Genomic DNA, 13,558 nt, shown 5'->3' with positions numbered 1-13,558 from the left:
GGAGAGTAGGTGGCCGCCAACCCTACAAAAGCACCCCCCGCAGAGAAATCCGCAGGGGGTGTTTTGCGTTTCAGGCCCATCTCCTACTCTACTGCCTCAGCCGTTTGTCCTGCGGCATGAAGAGCAGGAACAAATGCTTAAAAATCGAGGCCAAGCGATATTTGCCCCACATTCTTAAGCTCATTCAGATCTTTGTAAAGGTGCTTTACATTCAGATTCTCAGGCACAAACACGTACAGCAGAATTTTAGCGTTTTGCTTATTCTTTGATTGGACAATGTTGATATTCTTGGTGATGATCTCATGCGTCTCCAGTATATCCAGGATCTTACTGGTCTCGATTTTGGCAGACTGAAAACTGATTTTCAGGGTTTTCAAAGACCCTCTGCTGAAAAACTTTTTTCCTACCTTATCAAGAATAGCAAGTACAAACAGCAAGAGCAGCGTGACGATTATGGCTGCACTGTACATGCCTGCGCCTACCGCTAGTCCCACTGCTGCCACCACCCATATAGTAGCAGCAGTAGTTAGCCCGTGCGTGTTTCCACCAAGCCTGAAGATAGCACCCGCGCCTAGAAAGCCTATGCCAGATACCACCTGGGCTGCAATCCTGCCCGGATCTACATTGGGATAGGTAGAGAAGGCTTGTGGAATATAAATGGAGATAAGCATCAGTAAGCAGGCGCCTGCCGCAATAATCATATGTGTTCTTAACCCGGCATTCTGCCGCCGTATCTCTCTTTCCCAACCTAGCAAGCCACCTAGTACAGTACTCAAAAACAGCCTGAAGGCAATGTTATGTATGTTGATGTCAGTTGAATCTAAAAAAGTTAAATCCATAAGTTTCCTTTGAAGCAAACAACTCAAACCTTTACTATGGACATGCCTGAGGGTTGTCTTTACCTAAACCTTTAAAACACACTCTCTTGTACAGGAAAAGTTAAGCTTTACCTGGATACATGCTGATTACGAAGCCCACTTTTGATCTGCCCATCCACCTTTCAGATGTTCTTTTCAGTAAAGGAACATGAAAACAAATAAGCCGACTCATAGGCCGGCTTACGATCAAGGCATCAGTTATTCTTGCTAGCCCATACTTGTGTGAACTGTATGTGCTCTGTTAAGATTAGACAGACATCACCTGATGTGTTATGAACACAGCCCAGCCATTAAAAGGGCATCATGGATAAGTCTGAAAAGACAATCAGTTTTACCCTTCTGCATGGTTCTGTCCCTTTCACGACATCGACTTCGCAAATACACCATTGAGGACGAGCAGGTATGCTCCTGAGAAATTATCGTAACACCATTGCTTCAGCTGCTGCATTTCTTCTTTACTGATAGCTTTTAATCCTTTTCTTAGTTCTTTCTCAAAAAGCGTCCTGTCGAAACTTACTTTCAACAGGATGTTCTTAACGTACTCCAGCATCATTCATGTAAAATGTAAAACTGCTGGTAAATACGCAGGGAGGCCTGAAAAGGTGGCGTAATTTTGAAAAGAGCAGGAACACAATCTGGAGCATTTTGCTTTACTGCACCCCTGAACATTAATCTACAACCTCTCCTGGCTGTTTAAACACAGACTTTAGATGCTCCTACCTCTCTGAAACAGGCACAACCTTCTTACCGCCAAGAAGGTACAATTTTAGTATTACTATATTCTAAAACACCACATGGATTACCAACCAATAGAGAACTACGGGGTTATCGGAGACCTCAACACCATCGCATTGGTGGGCCTGAACGGCTCCATAGACTTTATGTGCTTTCCTTATTTCGACTCTCCTACCATCTTTGCTTCCATGCTGGATAAAGAGAAAGGCGGGAGTTTTTCTATACAGCCCACACCAGATGGTGTAAAGCACAAACAGCTTTACCTGCCGGACACCAATGTACTCCTCACCCGGTTTCTATCAGACGACGGTATCGGCGAAATAACAGACTTCATGCCTATTGAGGAGCTGTACCAGGGCAAGGCACTGATTAGAAGAGTGACCTGTGTGCATGGAGATATGAACTTTGACATGCACTGCGGCCCGCGCTTTGATTATGCCCGTTCCCCGCACGTAACAGAGCAGGTTAGCCCAAATGAAATCATCTTCTTAAGTGAAGGTCCGGATAGCACTCTAATCAGGCTGAAAAGCTCCGTGCCCTTACACGTAGATGCCGGCAGCGCTGTGGCAAGCTTTTGCCTGAAAACAGGCGACAAAGCAGATTTCGTTATAGACTTTATCGATCATAGTACGCCACCAGCCGTTAACCTGGAAGAGTTTGTGACACAAAGCCTGTACGACACCATTAACTACTGGAAAAATTGGGTGGCACAGTCCAGTTACAAAGGACGCTGGCTGGAAGTTGTGAACCGTTCTGCCCTCGTGCTAAAGCTCCTGACCTCACACAGGTACGGCTCCATTGTGGCGGCTCCTACCTTTGGGTTACCTGAAGAAATTGGCGGCGTCCGCAACTGGGACTACCGCTATACCTGGATTCGGGACGCCTCCTTCACTGTTTACGCACTGATCAGGCTGGGACATACCAAAGAAGCCAAAGCCTTTGTGGATTGGGTAGACAAACAGTGCGATGACGTAGGAAGTGCCGGGTATTTACGGCTCATGTACACCCTTGACGGCAGAAAGGATTTACAGGAAATAGAGTTAAACCACATGGAAGGATACCTGGGTTCCAGGCCTGTTCGCATCGGCAACGGAGCCTATGACCAGATACAGCTTGACATTTATGGAGAGCTCCTGGACTCTGTATACTTATATGATAAGTATGTGGACCGCATCTCTTTTGACCTTTGGAATGACCTGAGACTGCAGGTAGAATGGGTATGCGACAACTGGCACCGCGAGGACGAGGGCATCTGGGAAGTGCGTGGTGGCAGAAAGCATTTCCTCTACTCCCGTATGATGTGCTGGGTAGCCATCGACAGGGCCATGAAAATAGCTGCCAACCACTCTTACCCACTTCCCCCGCGGTGGCAGGAAGAGCGGGACAAAATCTTTTTCTCCATACACAATGAGTTCTGGGATGAGCGGCTACAGTCTTTTGTGCAGTACAAAGGAGCCGACACCGTGGATGCCTCTATCCTGCTGATGCCCATTATCCGGTTTATAGGCCCAAAAGATCCACGCTGGCTTTCGACCCTGAAACGTATAGAAGAAGAGCTGGTATCTGATGCACTCGTGTTCCGCTACCGCATTGATGAAGCCTTTGATGGTTTAACCGGTGGGGAAGGAACATTTTCGATGTGCACGTTCTGGTATGTGGAGTGCCTGGCAAAGTCAGGCCAGGTAGACAAGGCACGGTTCTACTTCGAGAAGATGCTGGGCTATGCCAACCACCTGGGTCTGTATGCAGAGCAACTGGGCCTGAAAGGAGAGCATTTGGGGAATTTTCCACAGGCCTTTACCCATTTGGGCCTGATAAGTGCCGCGTTAAGCATAAATGATGCGCTCAACGACAGGCAGAACAATAGTAATTTTTAAGCCCGCACACCCATGTTAGAGGCTAACCCAAAAAGTTTACCTTCTAACATGGGTGTGTTTTGTGACATAAAAGCGCAGTTCTGCTTTTGCAATACTGTCATTCTGCAGTGTGCTAACCAATGCCTCTGCTGTGGGCAGCAAAATTTTTGTTAGCAGGCCTGAAGCCGGTTGCGTAACTAAACCAGTAATTAAAAAACATAGCTAATAAAGAAACATTATATGCGCAGATGCATATAGCTACCCATATACCTTTTCCTGATGAAACCAGCCTTACCGTTCACTCTTTTAACTGTTGCGTTGCTCTTTTTCTCCTGCAACAACAATGACCGCAACACGGCTCAGGGTGATGCGGAAGCCACCACCGCCAGCAGAACAGAAGAACCTGTGCCACTTCCCAAAGATGTTATATATGCCTCAAAGCCTCTCATCAGCGGGAACCTATATGCCCGCCCCAGTTTTGGAGGCACCATCATCGCACATTTCGATACCACCCAGCAGCTACATATCATCGACACCACAGACAATGTTTTCGTGAAGGTACGCATGCTGCAGGACACCTCCACGCAGACAGGGTATATATCCAAAGTAATCCTTCCGGCCCAGAAGTAAACCTCCGACGCCCCAGGCAACAAAAAAGCAGCCCCTTTTACAGAGACTGCCGCTTCATTGCAACAGGAATATGTATACTTATTTCACAACTACCCGGCGCACCGTACTATAGCCATCCGCTTCCAGCTTCACATAATAAAGGCCCTTGGCATAACGGTTTAAATCAACTGTTTTCTGAAACTGGGCATCAGTGCTTGTCAACGTTTCGTGAAAGATTTCGTTACCGATAACATTCATGATGCGGAGATCTACTGTACGGGAGTCAAGATTCTTAAGAGATACAGTGAAAACACCGGTGCTCGGGTTTGGGTAAATAGCAACGTTTTCATCACCGGATGCTAAATTAAGAGGGTTCTCTTTCTCTACCTGCTGTGCTGCCTGCACCTGAACAGGAGTCCGGGTCTGGCCCTGCACCAGTAACACGGTCATGCAAGTGAAGAGAGAAAGTATAAATTGTTTCATATAGATTAACTGCTAAACATTTATTCAAAATACACAAAAGTTGTTCCACTTATTTAAAACGGCAGCAACATTAATTTGTTCTTGTATTATACACCAAATAAACATGTTGTTCACCAAATTTTGACCATCAGTTTTAGGATTAAACCCATACACATAAATAAAGCACTTTGATGGAGGATGTCGTTATAGTAGGTGGAGGCCTGGCTGGGCTGGTCAGTGCGCTGAGTCTGGCCAAGGCTGGGCTGCAGGTCACGCTGGTCGAGAAGAAAGCGTACCCCTTCCACAAGGTTTGCGGAGAGTACATCTCGAACGAGGTATTACCTTACCTGCGCATGCTGGGCGTTCAGCTCCGTGTCCTCGGCCCTGCCCGTATTACTCGTTTTATGTTCTCCTCCCCAACCGGAAAAACCCTGGAGGCCAGGCTGGACTTAGGCGGGTTTGGCCTGAGCAGGTTTGCACTGGATAATTACCTGTACCAGCTGGCACAGGAGCAGGGGGCAAAATTCTTGCTGCAGCAAACAGTGCACGAAGTTACGTTTGCCGATGACGCTTTTACTGTCAGCCTGTCTGGCGGCGAAAGTATCCAGGCAAAGGTGGTGCTGGGGGCATACGGGAAACGCGCCAACCTCGACCGCCAGCTGGATCGTCGTTTTTTCAGGGCGCACTCTCCCTATATTGGTGTGAAGTACCACCTGCGCTATGATTTTCCTAAAGACCTGATCGCACTGCACAACTTTAAGGATGGCTATGCTGGTATTTCAGCTATAGAAGATGACCGCTACTGCTTCTGTTACCTGACTACCCGCCAGAACCTGAAGCAGCACGGCAACATTCCCGCTATGGAGCAGGTTGTGCTTGCACGGAACCCGCACCTGCGCCAGATTTTTGAGGAAGCTGAGTTTCTGTATGAGCAACCGGAAGTTATTAATGAAATTTCCTTTGCCACCAAAACCACTGTTGAAAATCATATGCTCATGTGCGGCGATGCAGCCGGCATGGTAACACCGCTCTGCGGCAACGGCATGGCCATGGCTATCCACTCCGGTAAGATAGCGGCAGAGCAGGTACTGTATTACTTCAGAAACGGCTATAACAGGCAGCAACTGGAGGCGGGCTATAGCCAAATCTGGAAAAAGAAGTTCGCGAACCGCCTGGCGGTGGGGCGTACCGTACAGCAGTTCTTCGGGAGTCCTGTCTTATCCGAAGTAGCTGTCGGTGTGCTCAGGCACCTGCCTCCCGCCGTACAATTCATGATGCGCCAAACGCATGGGCAACCTTTTTAAAAAGCTCCCTTTTCATGTAGATCTTATCTACATTATACACTAAACGGATGCTAAAGCAGCAACCTGAAAAAGAGGAACTGGCAGCTTACCTGACGCTGGAAAGAACTTCCACAGGAACCTGGATGCGGGCCCTCAGGTAAAAGCTTGTGTTGCAAAAGAATTGCAACAAGCGTATTACACAAATACCTGCCCATACTTAACAATAAAACATGGACAAGAGAACATTCTACTTCTGGCTACTCTTTATTGCCTCTATTGCTATATCGGCTGTTATCATCTCCGTATTTGTAAAGGCACTGAAGATGATTTTGACGGTGATACTCATATTGGCCCTCGCTCCCGTTATCTTCTACATCCTGAAACGGCTCCTGATGCCCGACCGCAAAGAGGAGTCTGACAAGCTAAAGAAAAGGGAGTGAACAATTAGACAAGAGCGGATTGAGAAAAAAGAAAGGTGTCGCCGGCATAATGCATCTTCCTGTTCTCCTGCACTTCCTGATTAAAACTCAAGAAGTACAGGAGAACAGGAAACCCAGAACAGCTTTATTGAACTTAACAAAAAGGATCCTTCTTCACATTTTACAGCAGTCTTCCTTTTAAAAGAAGATTTGCTGCGCCAGCCTAAAGGTGTTTGCGTGCGCCTCTACAATATGCGCGATTTGTTTGGAATAGCCCCCGCCCATGCTTACAGTAACCGGCAGGTTGTGGCGGTGGCACAGTTCCAGCACTGCCCGATCGCGCTCTTTACAGCCTGCTATACTCATCCCCAGCTTACCCAGCTTATCTGTTGCCAGCACATCCACCCCCGATTGGAAGAAAACGAACTCCGGCTGTTCCTCATCCAGCAGGCGCGGCAGGTGGTGCTGCAACAACTGCATGTACGTTTTATCGTCGGTGCCTTCATCCAGCGGCACATCCAGGTCTGACTGCTCTTTGTGGAACGGGTAATTATGGCCACAGTGCATACTGAAGGTAAACACCCGCGGTTCGTTCTGGAAAATTTGTGCGGTGCCGTTTCCCTGATGCACATCCAGGTCTACCACCAGTATCTTTTTAAAGCCCTTGTACCGGAGCAGGTAGTTGGCCGAAATGGCAATATCGTTGAGCAGGCAAAAGCCCTCTCCCCGGTCTGTAAAGGCGTGGTGGGTACCTCCTGCAATGTTCATCCCGATGCCGAACTCCAGCGCAAACAGCGTTGCCTGCAATGTACCGTTCATAATCACTACCTCCCGCTGTATCAGTTCCTCTGAAAGCGGAAAGCCTGTTCTGCGGATCTCAGATGGTGTAAGCTGCAGGTTACTGAGCCGCTGCCAGTAAACAGCATCATGGGTATCCAGTACGTACTGCTCCGGAAGCGGGTCTGGCGCAAAAAGGTTATCCCCGGTAATGGTTCCCTCATAAAGCAACTGCTCCGGAAGCAAGTCATACTTGGCCATCGGGAAACGGTGACCTTCCGGTAAGCTATGGGCGAAAATCTCTGTCCAGGCAATTTTTAACATATCGCAAAGCTAACAATAATACAGCGGCAGATGTTTCCTGTTTCTGTTACCCTCCAGGAGAAGCGTGCTAAAGAATCGAATCGGGAATCAGTACAATAACTAAAGGCTTTAGCAGCACAAAAACAGCGGTGGATAAGTGTGGATATTCTTCCACAAGCAGTCGGTTATACCCATTTTCGATGTGTATAAATGTGGATAACTTTGTTAATACCTCCTAGTTGTCCACCATTTGATGTTAACTCGCTGTAAAATAATCGCCACAATCTTTACAATTTCATATTATTATCTCTAAAGTTAAAATTTTAGCTAAATGCATTAACCTTTTCGTAAAGCAATGTATCAGAAACTTAGCATTCTTAAAATTATCCAATATTTTAAAACTACAACATCTTGATGTACAAGCACTTTAAACACTTTCGCCTACAGCTACCCTAGACTAAATATATAAATAGGCTAATATACTAACTATAACCACAGGCTATACCTTCCGCAAAAGGCACCCATGCTGCGGCAGTGCAACATTATGCTCCCAAACATCAGTATAAAAGACCACTGGAGTTTACCTCCTCATACTGCAGCGTGCAGTTATTTTATAAGAAAAACGCATAAACACGACGCTATGAAAAAAACACTTATACTTCCACTGTTACTCTTCTTAAGCTTTACCGGCTTTGCCCAGGTAGAGGGACCAACCACCGCACAGCAAAACCATAACCTGCTCAGCGGGCTCGACGCACCCAACGAAGGCATCGGTATTAAAGGGGGTATAAACTTTGCTACCGTACACGGCAGCGACAAAGATCGCTTGGGCGCGGTAAACAGCCACACCAACTTTCATGCGGGGGTATTTGCTCAGTTTGCCTTTGGTGAGTTTTTCTCTATACAGCCGGAGGTGCTTTTCTCCCGCAAAGGATATGAGCGCAACGACTCTACTTTCCGTTTTAATTATTTTGATGTACCGGTACTGGCGGTGTTTAACATCACCGACAATTTTAGTGTGCACCTGGGCCCGCAGGTAGGTATTATGATCGGGGCAAAGGAAGAAGGCCGTGAAATTGACTTAGGTCCCTATAATACGTTTGAATATGGTGCTGCAGTAGGCCTTGAGGGCCGTATCAACCGCTTCAGGCTGGGCACGCGCTATGTGCATGGCCTTGCTGACCTGCGCAAAGAAGATGACGCAGGCAACAGCATAAACGAGAACATCAAGAATGGGGTGATTCAGGTCTATTTGGGCATCGGCTTCTAAGGAGGCCTTCTGTAAGTAGTCTGCAGGAGCCAGGTGACCGCCTGGCTCCTTTCTTTTTGTATTGGCAGAAAACAGCTATATATCATTTTCTTCTTTTGCAGCGTATTTTGTAGAAAGGCTACTCTGCACAACTGTTATTCCACTATTTACAAAACTATGGCCAAACTACACCAACACCCGCTTTTCCTGTTATGTGCAGGGGTTTTGCTTCTCGCATTTTCCGCCTGCGACACAACTATCAAAACAGACGATGCCATCATTTCCGAAGCTGTGGAGAAGAAAAGCAACACCATGCCCACCAGCACTTATGTGGTAGATACTGCCAAAAGTGAGGTGACCTGGATTGGGGCTAAAATGACAGGGCGCCACAACGGCATCTTCCGGATAAAAAGCGGGGAACTGCACATGCGGAAAGGACTGCTAATTGGCGGCGACATTTTGATGGACGTGGCCAACACCCGGTCCGAGGACAAGACTATAGACGCAGAAAGTAACAAGAAACTGACAACACACCTGCGCTCTGCAGACTTTTTTGATGTGGAGAACCACCCAACAGCAGCCTTCGAAGTAATAAGCATTACCCGCATCGACAGCACCCAGGAAAAAGCCACGGCAACGGAGGCTAAAGCCACCTATAGTGAGTTGCGCATCAAAAACCCGACACACCGCATAACAGGTAACCTTACTATAAAAGGAGAAACAAAGAGTGTCACCTTCCCCGCCCGGATAACGCTGGATACTTTACTCCGCGCCAAAGCTAACTTTAACATAGACCGCACCAAGTGGGGTCTGGTTTACCGGTCAGACAAATCGTTAGGTGACAAAACAATTTACCCGGAGGTAAACATTGGAATAGACCTCGTGGCAAAACCTGTAAAAGACTAAACCCTACACCTTTACGTCCTTAAGCCTAAACTGACCTGCACCGGGCATGCATACAGATTAGCATCTGTGTTATGCTAAGACCCGGTTTTATGCGTTCCTACTCAAACACATGAAGCATAGTATGAGAAAATTCAGGTACCTGTTACCGCTGCTTTTTATAGGTTTTACCGCCAATGCACAGTCTGATTCCCTCCAAACTTTTAACCAGCAGCAGGCAGATACACTAAAGATTGGAATGCTGGTTCTGGGCGGCTGGGCCATCCTGAACATCCTGGTGGGGGGGCTTAAACTGACAAAGGCTACGCGCAGCAGAAAGTTCTATTTTCAGATGAACCTGTACTGGAACATTGTAAACCTGATTATTGCCGGGGCAGCACTTTACAGTATTATCTCCGGTGACCCGGCAACACAATCGCTGCTGCAAAGCCTGAAGCTGCATGTGTTATATAAAAAGATTCTGTACCTGAACGTGGGCCTGGACATAGCCTATATCGTGCTGGGGGCCTACCTGAAAGAGCGATCCCGCTCCTCACCCAAAACTGAGCAACTGCAGGGCTGGGGGCAGGCAGTGGTGCTGCAGGGGCTCTTCCTGTTCCTGCTCGACCTGGTGTTGGTCGTGCTGCTGGAGTTTTCCGCCGACAGGCTGTTCAGCCTTTTACCACCGGCGTAGCCACAGTGCAGGACAAACAGAAAGGCCACACCTGGCAGTCCGGGTGTGGCCTTTCTCCTGATTATGTACGCTTAGCGGTCGTGCTTCCCTTCGGCAAACTCCTCAATCATTTTTTTGTTGAAAGCTGGAATATCATCCGGGTTACGGCTGGTTACCAGTCCCTGGTCTACTACTACTTCCTGGTCTACCCACTCCGCTCCTGCATTTTTAAGATCTGTTTTAAGCGTGTGGTAGCTGGTCATTTTCTTGCCTTTTACTTTGCCTGTCTCTATCAGCGTCCAGGGGGCATGGCAGATGGCTGCCACAGGCTTGCCCGACTCCATAAACTTATTCACAAAGCTTACGGCCTCCTTATTGGTGCGGAGGGTGTCCGGGTTCATGACACCACCCGGCAGCAGCAGGCCGTTATAATCTTCAGCACTTACATCGCTTAGTTTTTTATCAACCGTAAACTTGTCGCCCCACTCGGTGTGATTCCAGGCTTTGATCTCGTTGTTCTTATTTGGAGAGATGATGTGTGCTTCGGCACCCTCTTCTTTCAGAGCCTGCAGTGGCTTCGTAAGCTCCACTTGCTCAAATCCTTCCTCTACTAAAATTGCTATCTTTTTTCCTTCTAATTTATTTGCCATTATTAAGTTGGTTTTCGTGTTTTACATGTATTCCCCTTATTTATAACGCCCCAGGGGGGAAATTGTTAACTCAGCATTACACAACACCTTGTCAGATACAGCGTTATAATGCCATGACGGAAACACTTTACAAGCGCCTTGCCGCTGCCTTTGCCTTCGTGCTGCTTGCTGTAGCACCTGCTTTTGCCCAGGATGTGAAGGTGATAAAATTTGGTGAACTGCAGGCCTTACGCCAGTTGCCGGGAGACACCCTGTACGTGGTGAACTTCTGGGCCACCTGGTGCAAGCCCTGCATTAAAGAACTGCCCTATTTTGAGGCAACCAACGCCGCTTATAAAGACCAACCAGTGAAAGTGATATTAGTGAGCATGGATGCAGCCGAAGACCCGGAAAAACGCGTGAAACCCTTCGTGCAGAAGCGCGGCCTCCAATATGATTTGCTGCTGCTGGACGAGGCCGACGGAAACACCTGGATAGATAAACTGGAGCCGAAATGGTCTGGCGCCATACCCGCCACACTGCTTTTTAACAACAAGCGCGGGCACTATGAGTTTATAGAGCGCGAAATGACACAGGAGGAACTGCAAGCTCTGATTGAGAAGTATAAACCATGATTCATATTCCTATGAAAAACTTAAAACTGCCTTTCGTGTACATGGTGTGCCTGCTGTTTGCAGGACTGCTTTTAGCGGCTGTGCCAGCCGACAACGGGTATCAGGTAGGTGATACGACCCGTGACTTCAGGCTGAAGAATGTGAATGGGAAAATGCTGTCGATGGCGGACTATGAAGGCGCCAAGGGCTTCATCGTTACCTTCACGTGCAACACCTGCCCTTACGCTATCGCGTACGAAGACCGCCTGATAGATCTACACAAAAAATACGCCCCAAAAGGATATCCGGTCATAGCCATCAACCCGAACGATGTGAAAGCCTCTCCGGATGATTCTTATGAAAAGATGCAACAGCGCGCGAAAGAGAAGAACTTCCCTTTCGCGTACCTCTACGACGAAACACAGGAAATCACAAAAGCTTACGGGGCTACCCGCACACCGCACTTGTACATTGTCCAGAAGCAGACGGATGGCAGCATGAAAGTGGCCTACATCGGCACGATAGACGACAACTCCAGGGACGCCGGTAAGGTGCAGAAAAAATATGCCGAAGCGGTTTTAGATGAACTGGTCCAAAACAAGCAGGTAAGTCAGCCTAACACAAAAGCCATCGGCTGCACCATTAAATGGCATGCGGCGTAGGTTATTTTTGAAAAAAGAATTTTTGACAAAGGGTAAAAGATAAAAGCCCCCCGGAGGTCTTTTCTTTTACCCTTTGTCTTTCATCTAGCTTAGTTCTTCATCTTCTGCCTATACACTCCGCTTCGTATCGGCAGGCAAGGGAGTTTCTGCAGGCTTAACAGCACTGGCAGCACGCAAAGCCGGGCTCATGTGCCGGCGGTGTTTCATGCCCTCCAGCCGGGCCTCCACCTCATACTTATTGTTATAGTACCCTACCCGTATCGACTCCAGCAGGTACAGCCACAGGAACCGGAAGTAGCCGTGCTCCCGGAACTGCCGGATATGGCACAACTCATGCGCCACCCAGCCCTCGTCTTTTAGGAATGTTTCGCGGGACACACCACTCAGGTGTATGCTTTTTCCTAGCACCATGGCCACATTGCTGCTTTTTAACACCATGCGTGCAATTCTGGCGAAAGGAGAACGTTCTACAACTTTAAAATCCATCATTCAAAAGCATAAACTGGTGTGCATGCTTATACGCATGCAAGTTGAAAATTATATTATACAGGTAAACGCAAGACAACAAGCAGCAGAAGCGCCACATTTACAGGCAAATAACAAAATTTTTATTTTGGCGCTTTGGACTGTAGTCCTTACTTTTGCCAGCTGTCCGGGATGTGGTAACATCCGACACACTACAAGTTGGCTTTAAACAGACTATTTTAACGAGCCAGCCTGTTCGCCAAAAGGTGAAACTGTTTAGCCGCTACGGTGGCTAAAAACAAGCCAAACCCTATGACAAAAACCCTTATACTGAGTGTTCTGGCAGCTTTTTCGCTGGCACTCTCTTACTTCTACGAAGTCACCCCGGCCAGGTCGGCCACACCAGAAGCAGCCTCCGTTGTACCTCTTATCTCTCCTTACGCTATAAATTCAGGTGAGGACGTGGTACGGGCCCTTGAAGTAAACCTGCTGGAAGAACTGAACGAAGAAGAACCCGCTGAAGAAGAATACTACATTAAAAAGCTCGGGATTCACTTCAAAAACCCAGACTACAAGCAGCTGGTAGAAACGGCATCGAGATGGATAGGAACCCCCTACCGCTACGGCAGCAGTTCCAGGAAAGGCACCGACTGCTCTGGCTTTGTATCCAGCATTTACCGCGAAGTATATGGCATTGACCTCAGCCGAAGTTCCCGTTCAATGTTTCAGGATGTAAAGCGCGTTAAAAAAGACGACATGCGCACCGGCGACCTGGTCTTCTTCCGCCGCAGCAAAAAAGGACCTATTTTTCATGTGGGCATCTACCTTAAAAACAACAAGTTTATACACTCCGCCACCAGTGGCGGCGTTAAGGTGAGTTCATTGAAAGAGCCTTACTACCGCAATTACTTTTATGCCGCCGGCCGGGTAAATTAAATCTTGACACAAGCCTGTACAGGCCCTGCAGCTCTTGCTGCGGGGCCTGTTTCATTTAAACTGCTATAACAAAATTATAGGCAGCAAGTATAGAAATGTTATCGTTTGTTTAAGCAAATTGCACTT

General features: G+C 47.7%; 16 protein-coding genes. 10 read left to right on the top strand and 6 right to left on the bottom strand.

Annotation, left to right across the window (positions count from 1 at the left end; all coding sequences use genetic code 11):
• Positions 1–137 precede the first annotated feature (137 nt).
• Complete coding sequence (locus ACYVB1_RS17745) at positions 138–839, bottom strand: MgtC/SapB family protein (RefSeq protein WP_460925138.1); 702 nt, start codon at positions 837–839, stop codon at positions 138–140.
• Positions 840–1,236: 397 nt separating this feature from the next.
• Positions 1,237–1,431, bottom strand: coding sequence for a hypothetical protein (locus tag ACYVB1_RS17740; RefSeq protein ID WP_460925137.1), 195 nt, complete (start codon positions 1,429–1,431; stop codon positions 1,237–1,239).
• Between the two features lie 241 nt (positions 1,432–1,672).
• Between ACYVB1_RS17740 and ACYVB1_RS17735 the strand changes: the two genes are divergently transcribed.
• Together ACYVB1_RS17735 and ACYVB1_RS17730 are read left to right on the top strand one after the other, a co-directional pair.
• Positions 1,673–3,490, top strand: a complete 1,818-nt coding sequence (locus tag ACYVB1_RS17735; protein ID WP_460925136.1) for a glycoside hydrolase family 15 protein — start codon at positions 1,673–1,675, stop codon at positions 3,488–3,490.
• A gap of 258 nt (positions 3,491–3,748) precedes the next feature.
• Positions 3,749–4,099: an SH3 domain-containing protein gene (locus ACYVB1_RS17730; protein ID WP_460925135.1), complete on the top strand. Its 351-nt coding sequence runs from the start codon at positions 3,749–3,751 to the stop codon at positions 4,097–4,099.
• Positions 4,100–4,177: 78 nt separating this feature from the next.
• On the opposite strand, the gene ACYVB1_RS17725 is transcribed toward ACYVB1_RS17730, so the two are convergent.
• On the bottom strand, positions 4,178–4,561 hold the full coding sequence (locus ACYVB1_RS17725) for a T9SS type A sorting domain-containing protein (RefSeq protein ID WP_460925134.1): 384 nt from the start codon (positions 4,559–4,561) through the stop codon (positions 4,178–4,180).
• Between the two features lie 170 nt (positions 4,562–4,731).
• On the opposite strand from ACYVB1_RS17725, the gene ACYVB1_RS17720 reads away from it, so the two are divergent.
• A complete protein-coding gene (locus tag ACYVB1_RS17720) occupies positions 4,732–5,844 on the top strand; it encodes an NAD(P)/FAD-dependent oxidoreductase (protein ID WP_460925133.1) in 1,113 nt (370 codons plus the stop codon).
• 209 nt (positions 5,845–6,053) lie between these two features.
• Positions 6,054–6,263 carry a hypothetical protein gene (locus tag ACYVB1_RS17715; RefSeq protein WP_460925132.1) on the top strand — a complete coding sequence of 70 codons (210 nt, stop codon included), beginning with the start codon at positions 6,054–6,056 and terminating at the stop codon, positions 6,261–6,263.
• Between the two features lie 177 nt (positions 6,264–6,440).
• On the opposite strand, the gene ACYVB1_RS17710 is transcribed toward ACYVB1_RS17715, so the two are convergent.
• The gene (locus ACYVB1_RS17710) at positions 6,441–7,343 is read right to left on the bottom strand and encodes a histone deacetylase family protein (RefSeq protein WP_460925131.1); all 903 of its coding nucleotides are present in this window, start codon (positions 7,341–7,343) and stop codon (positions 6,441–6,443) included.
• Between the two features lie 619 nt (positions 7,344–7,962).
• On the opposite strand from ACYVB1_RS17710, the gene ACYVB1_RS17705 reads away from it, so the two are divergent.
• The 3 genes from ACYVB1_RS17705 (at position 7,963) to ACYVB1_RS17695 (ending at position 10,147) form a co-directional block, all read left to right on the top strand.
• Positions 7,963–8,592 carry a porin family protein gene (locus ACYVB1_RS17705; protein WP_460925130.1) on the top strand — a complete coding sequence of 210 codons (630 nt, stop codon included), beginning with the start codon at positions 7,963–7,965 and terminating at the stop codon, positions 8,590–8,592.
• A gap of 156 nt (positions 8,593–8,748) precedes the next feature.
• Positions 8,749–9,477 (top strand): YceI family protein, encoded by a 729-nt coding sequence (locus tag ACYVB1_RS17700; protein WP_460925129.1) that lies wholly within the window; start codon positions 8,749–8,751, stop codon positions 9,475–9,477.
• A gap of 121 nt (positions 9,478–9,598) precedes the next feature.
• Complete coding sequence (locus ACYVB1_RS17695; RefSeq protein WP_460925128.1) at positions 9,599–10,147, top strand: DUF6992 family protein; 549 nt, start codon at positions 9,599–9,601, stop codon at positions 10,145–10,147.
• Positions 10,148–10,218: 71 nt separating this feature from the next.
• On the opposite strand, the gene ACYVB1_RS17690 is transcribed toward ACYVB1_RS17695, so the two are convergent.
• On the bottom strand, positions 10,219–10,776 hold the full coding sequence (locus ACYVB1_RS17690) for a type 1 glutamine amidotransferase domain-containing protein (RefSeq protein WP_460925127.1): 558 nt from the start codon (positions 10,774–10,776) through the stop codon (positions 10,219–10,221).
• Positions 10,777–10,889: 113 nt separating this feature from the next.
• On the opposite strand from ACYVB1_RS17690, the gene ACYVB1_RS17685 reads away from it, so the two are divergent.
• Positions 10,890–11,390 (top strand): TlpA disulfide reductase family protein, encoded by a 501-nt coding sequence (locus ACYVB1_RS17685; RefSeq protein ID WP_460925125.1) that lies wholly within the window; start codon positions 10,890–10,892, stop codon positions 11,388–11,390.
• Between the two features lie 11 nt (positions 11,391–11,401).
• On the top strand, positions 11,402–12,031 hold the full coding sequence (locus tag ACYVB1_RS17680) for a thioredoxin family protein (protein ID WP_460925124.1): 630 nt from the start codon (positions 11,402–11,404) through the stop codon (positions 12,029–12,031).
• 108 nt (positions 12,032–12,139) lie between these two features.
• On the opposite strand, the gene ACYVB1_RS17675 is transcribed toward ACYVB1_RS17680, so the two are convergent.
• On the bottom strand, positions 12,140–12,520 hold the full coding sequence (locus ACYVB1_RS17675) for a hypothetical protein (RefSeq protein ID WP_460925123.1): 381 nt from the start codon (positions 12,518–12,520) through the stop codon (positions 12,140–12,142).
• A gap of 288 nt (positions 12,521–12,808) precedes the next feature.
• Here ACYVB1_RS17675 and ACYVB1_RS17670 point away from each other — a divergent pair, with 288 nt between their 5' ends.
• Positions 12,809–13,432, top strand: coding sequence for a C40 family peptidase (locus tag ACYVB1_RS17670; RefSeq protein ID WP_460925122.1), 624 nt, complete (start codon positions 12,809–12,811; stop codon positions 13,430–13,432).
• Positions 13,433–13,558: the final 126 nt, after the last annotated feature.

It is taken from the genome of Pontibacter brevis (assembly GCF_054779655.1).
Note: the sequence above shows the minus strand (reverse complement) of the source record. Positions and strands in the feature narration are given on the sequence as shown.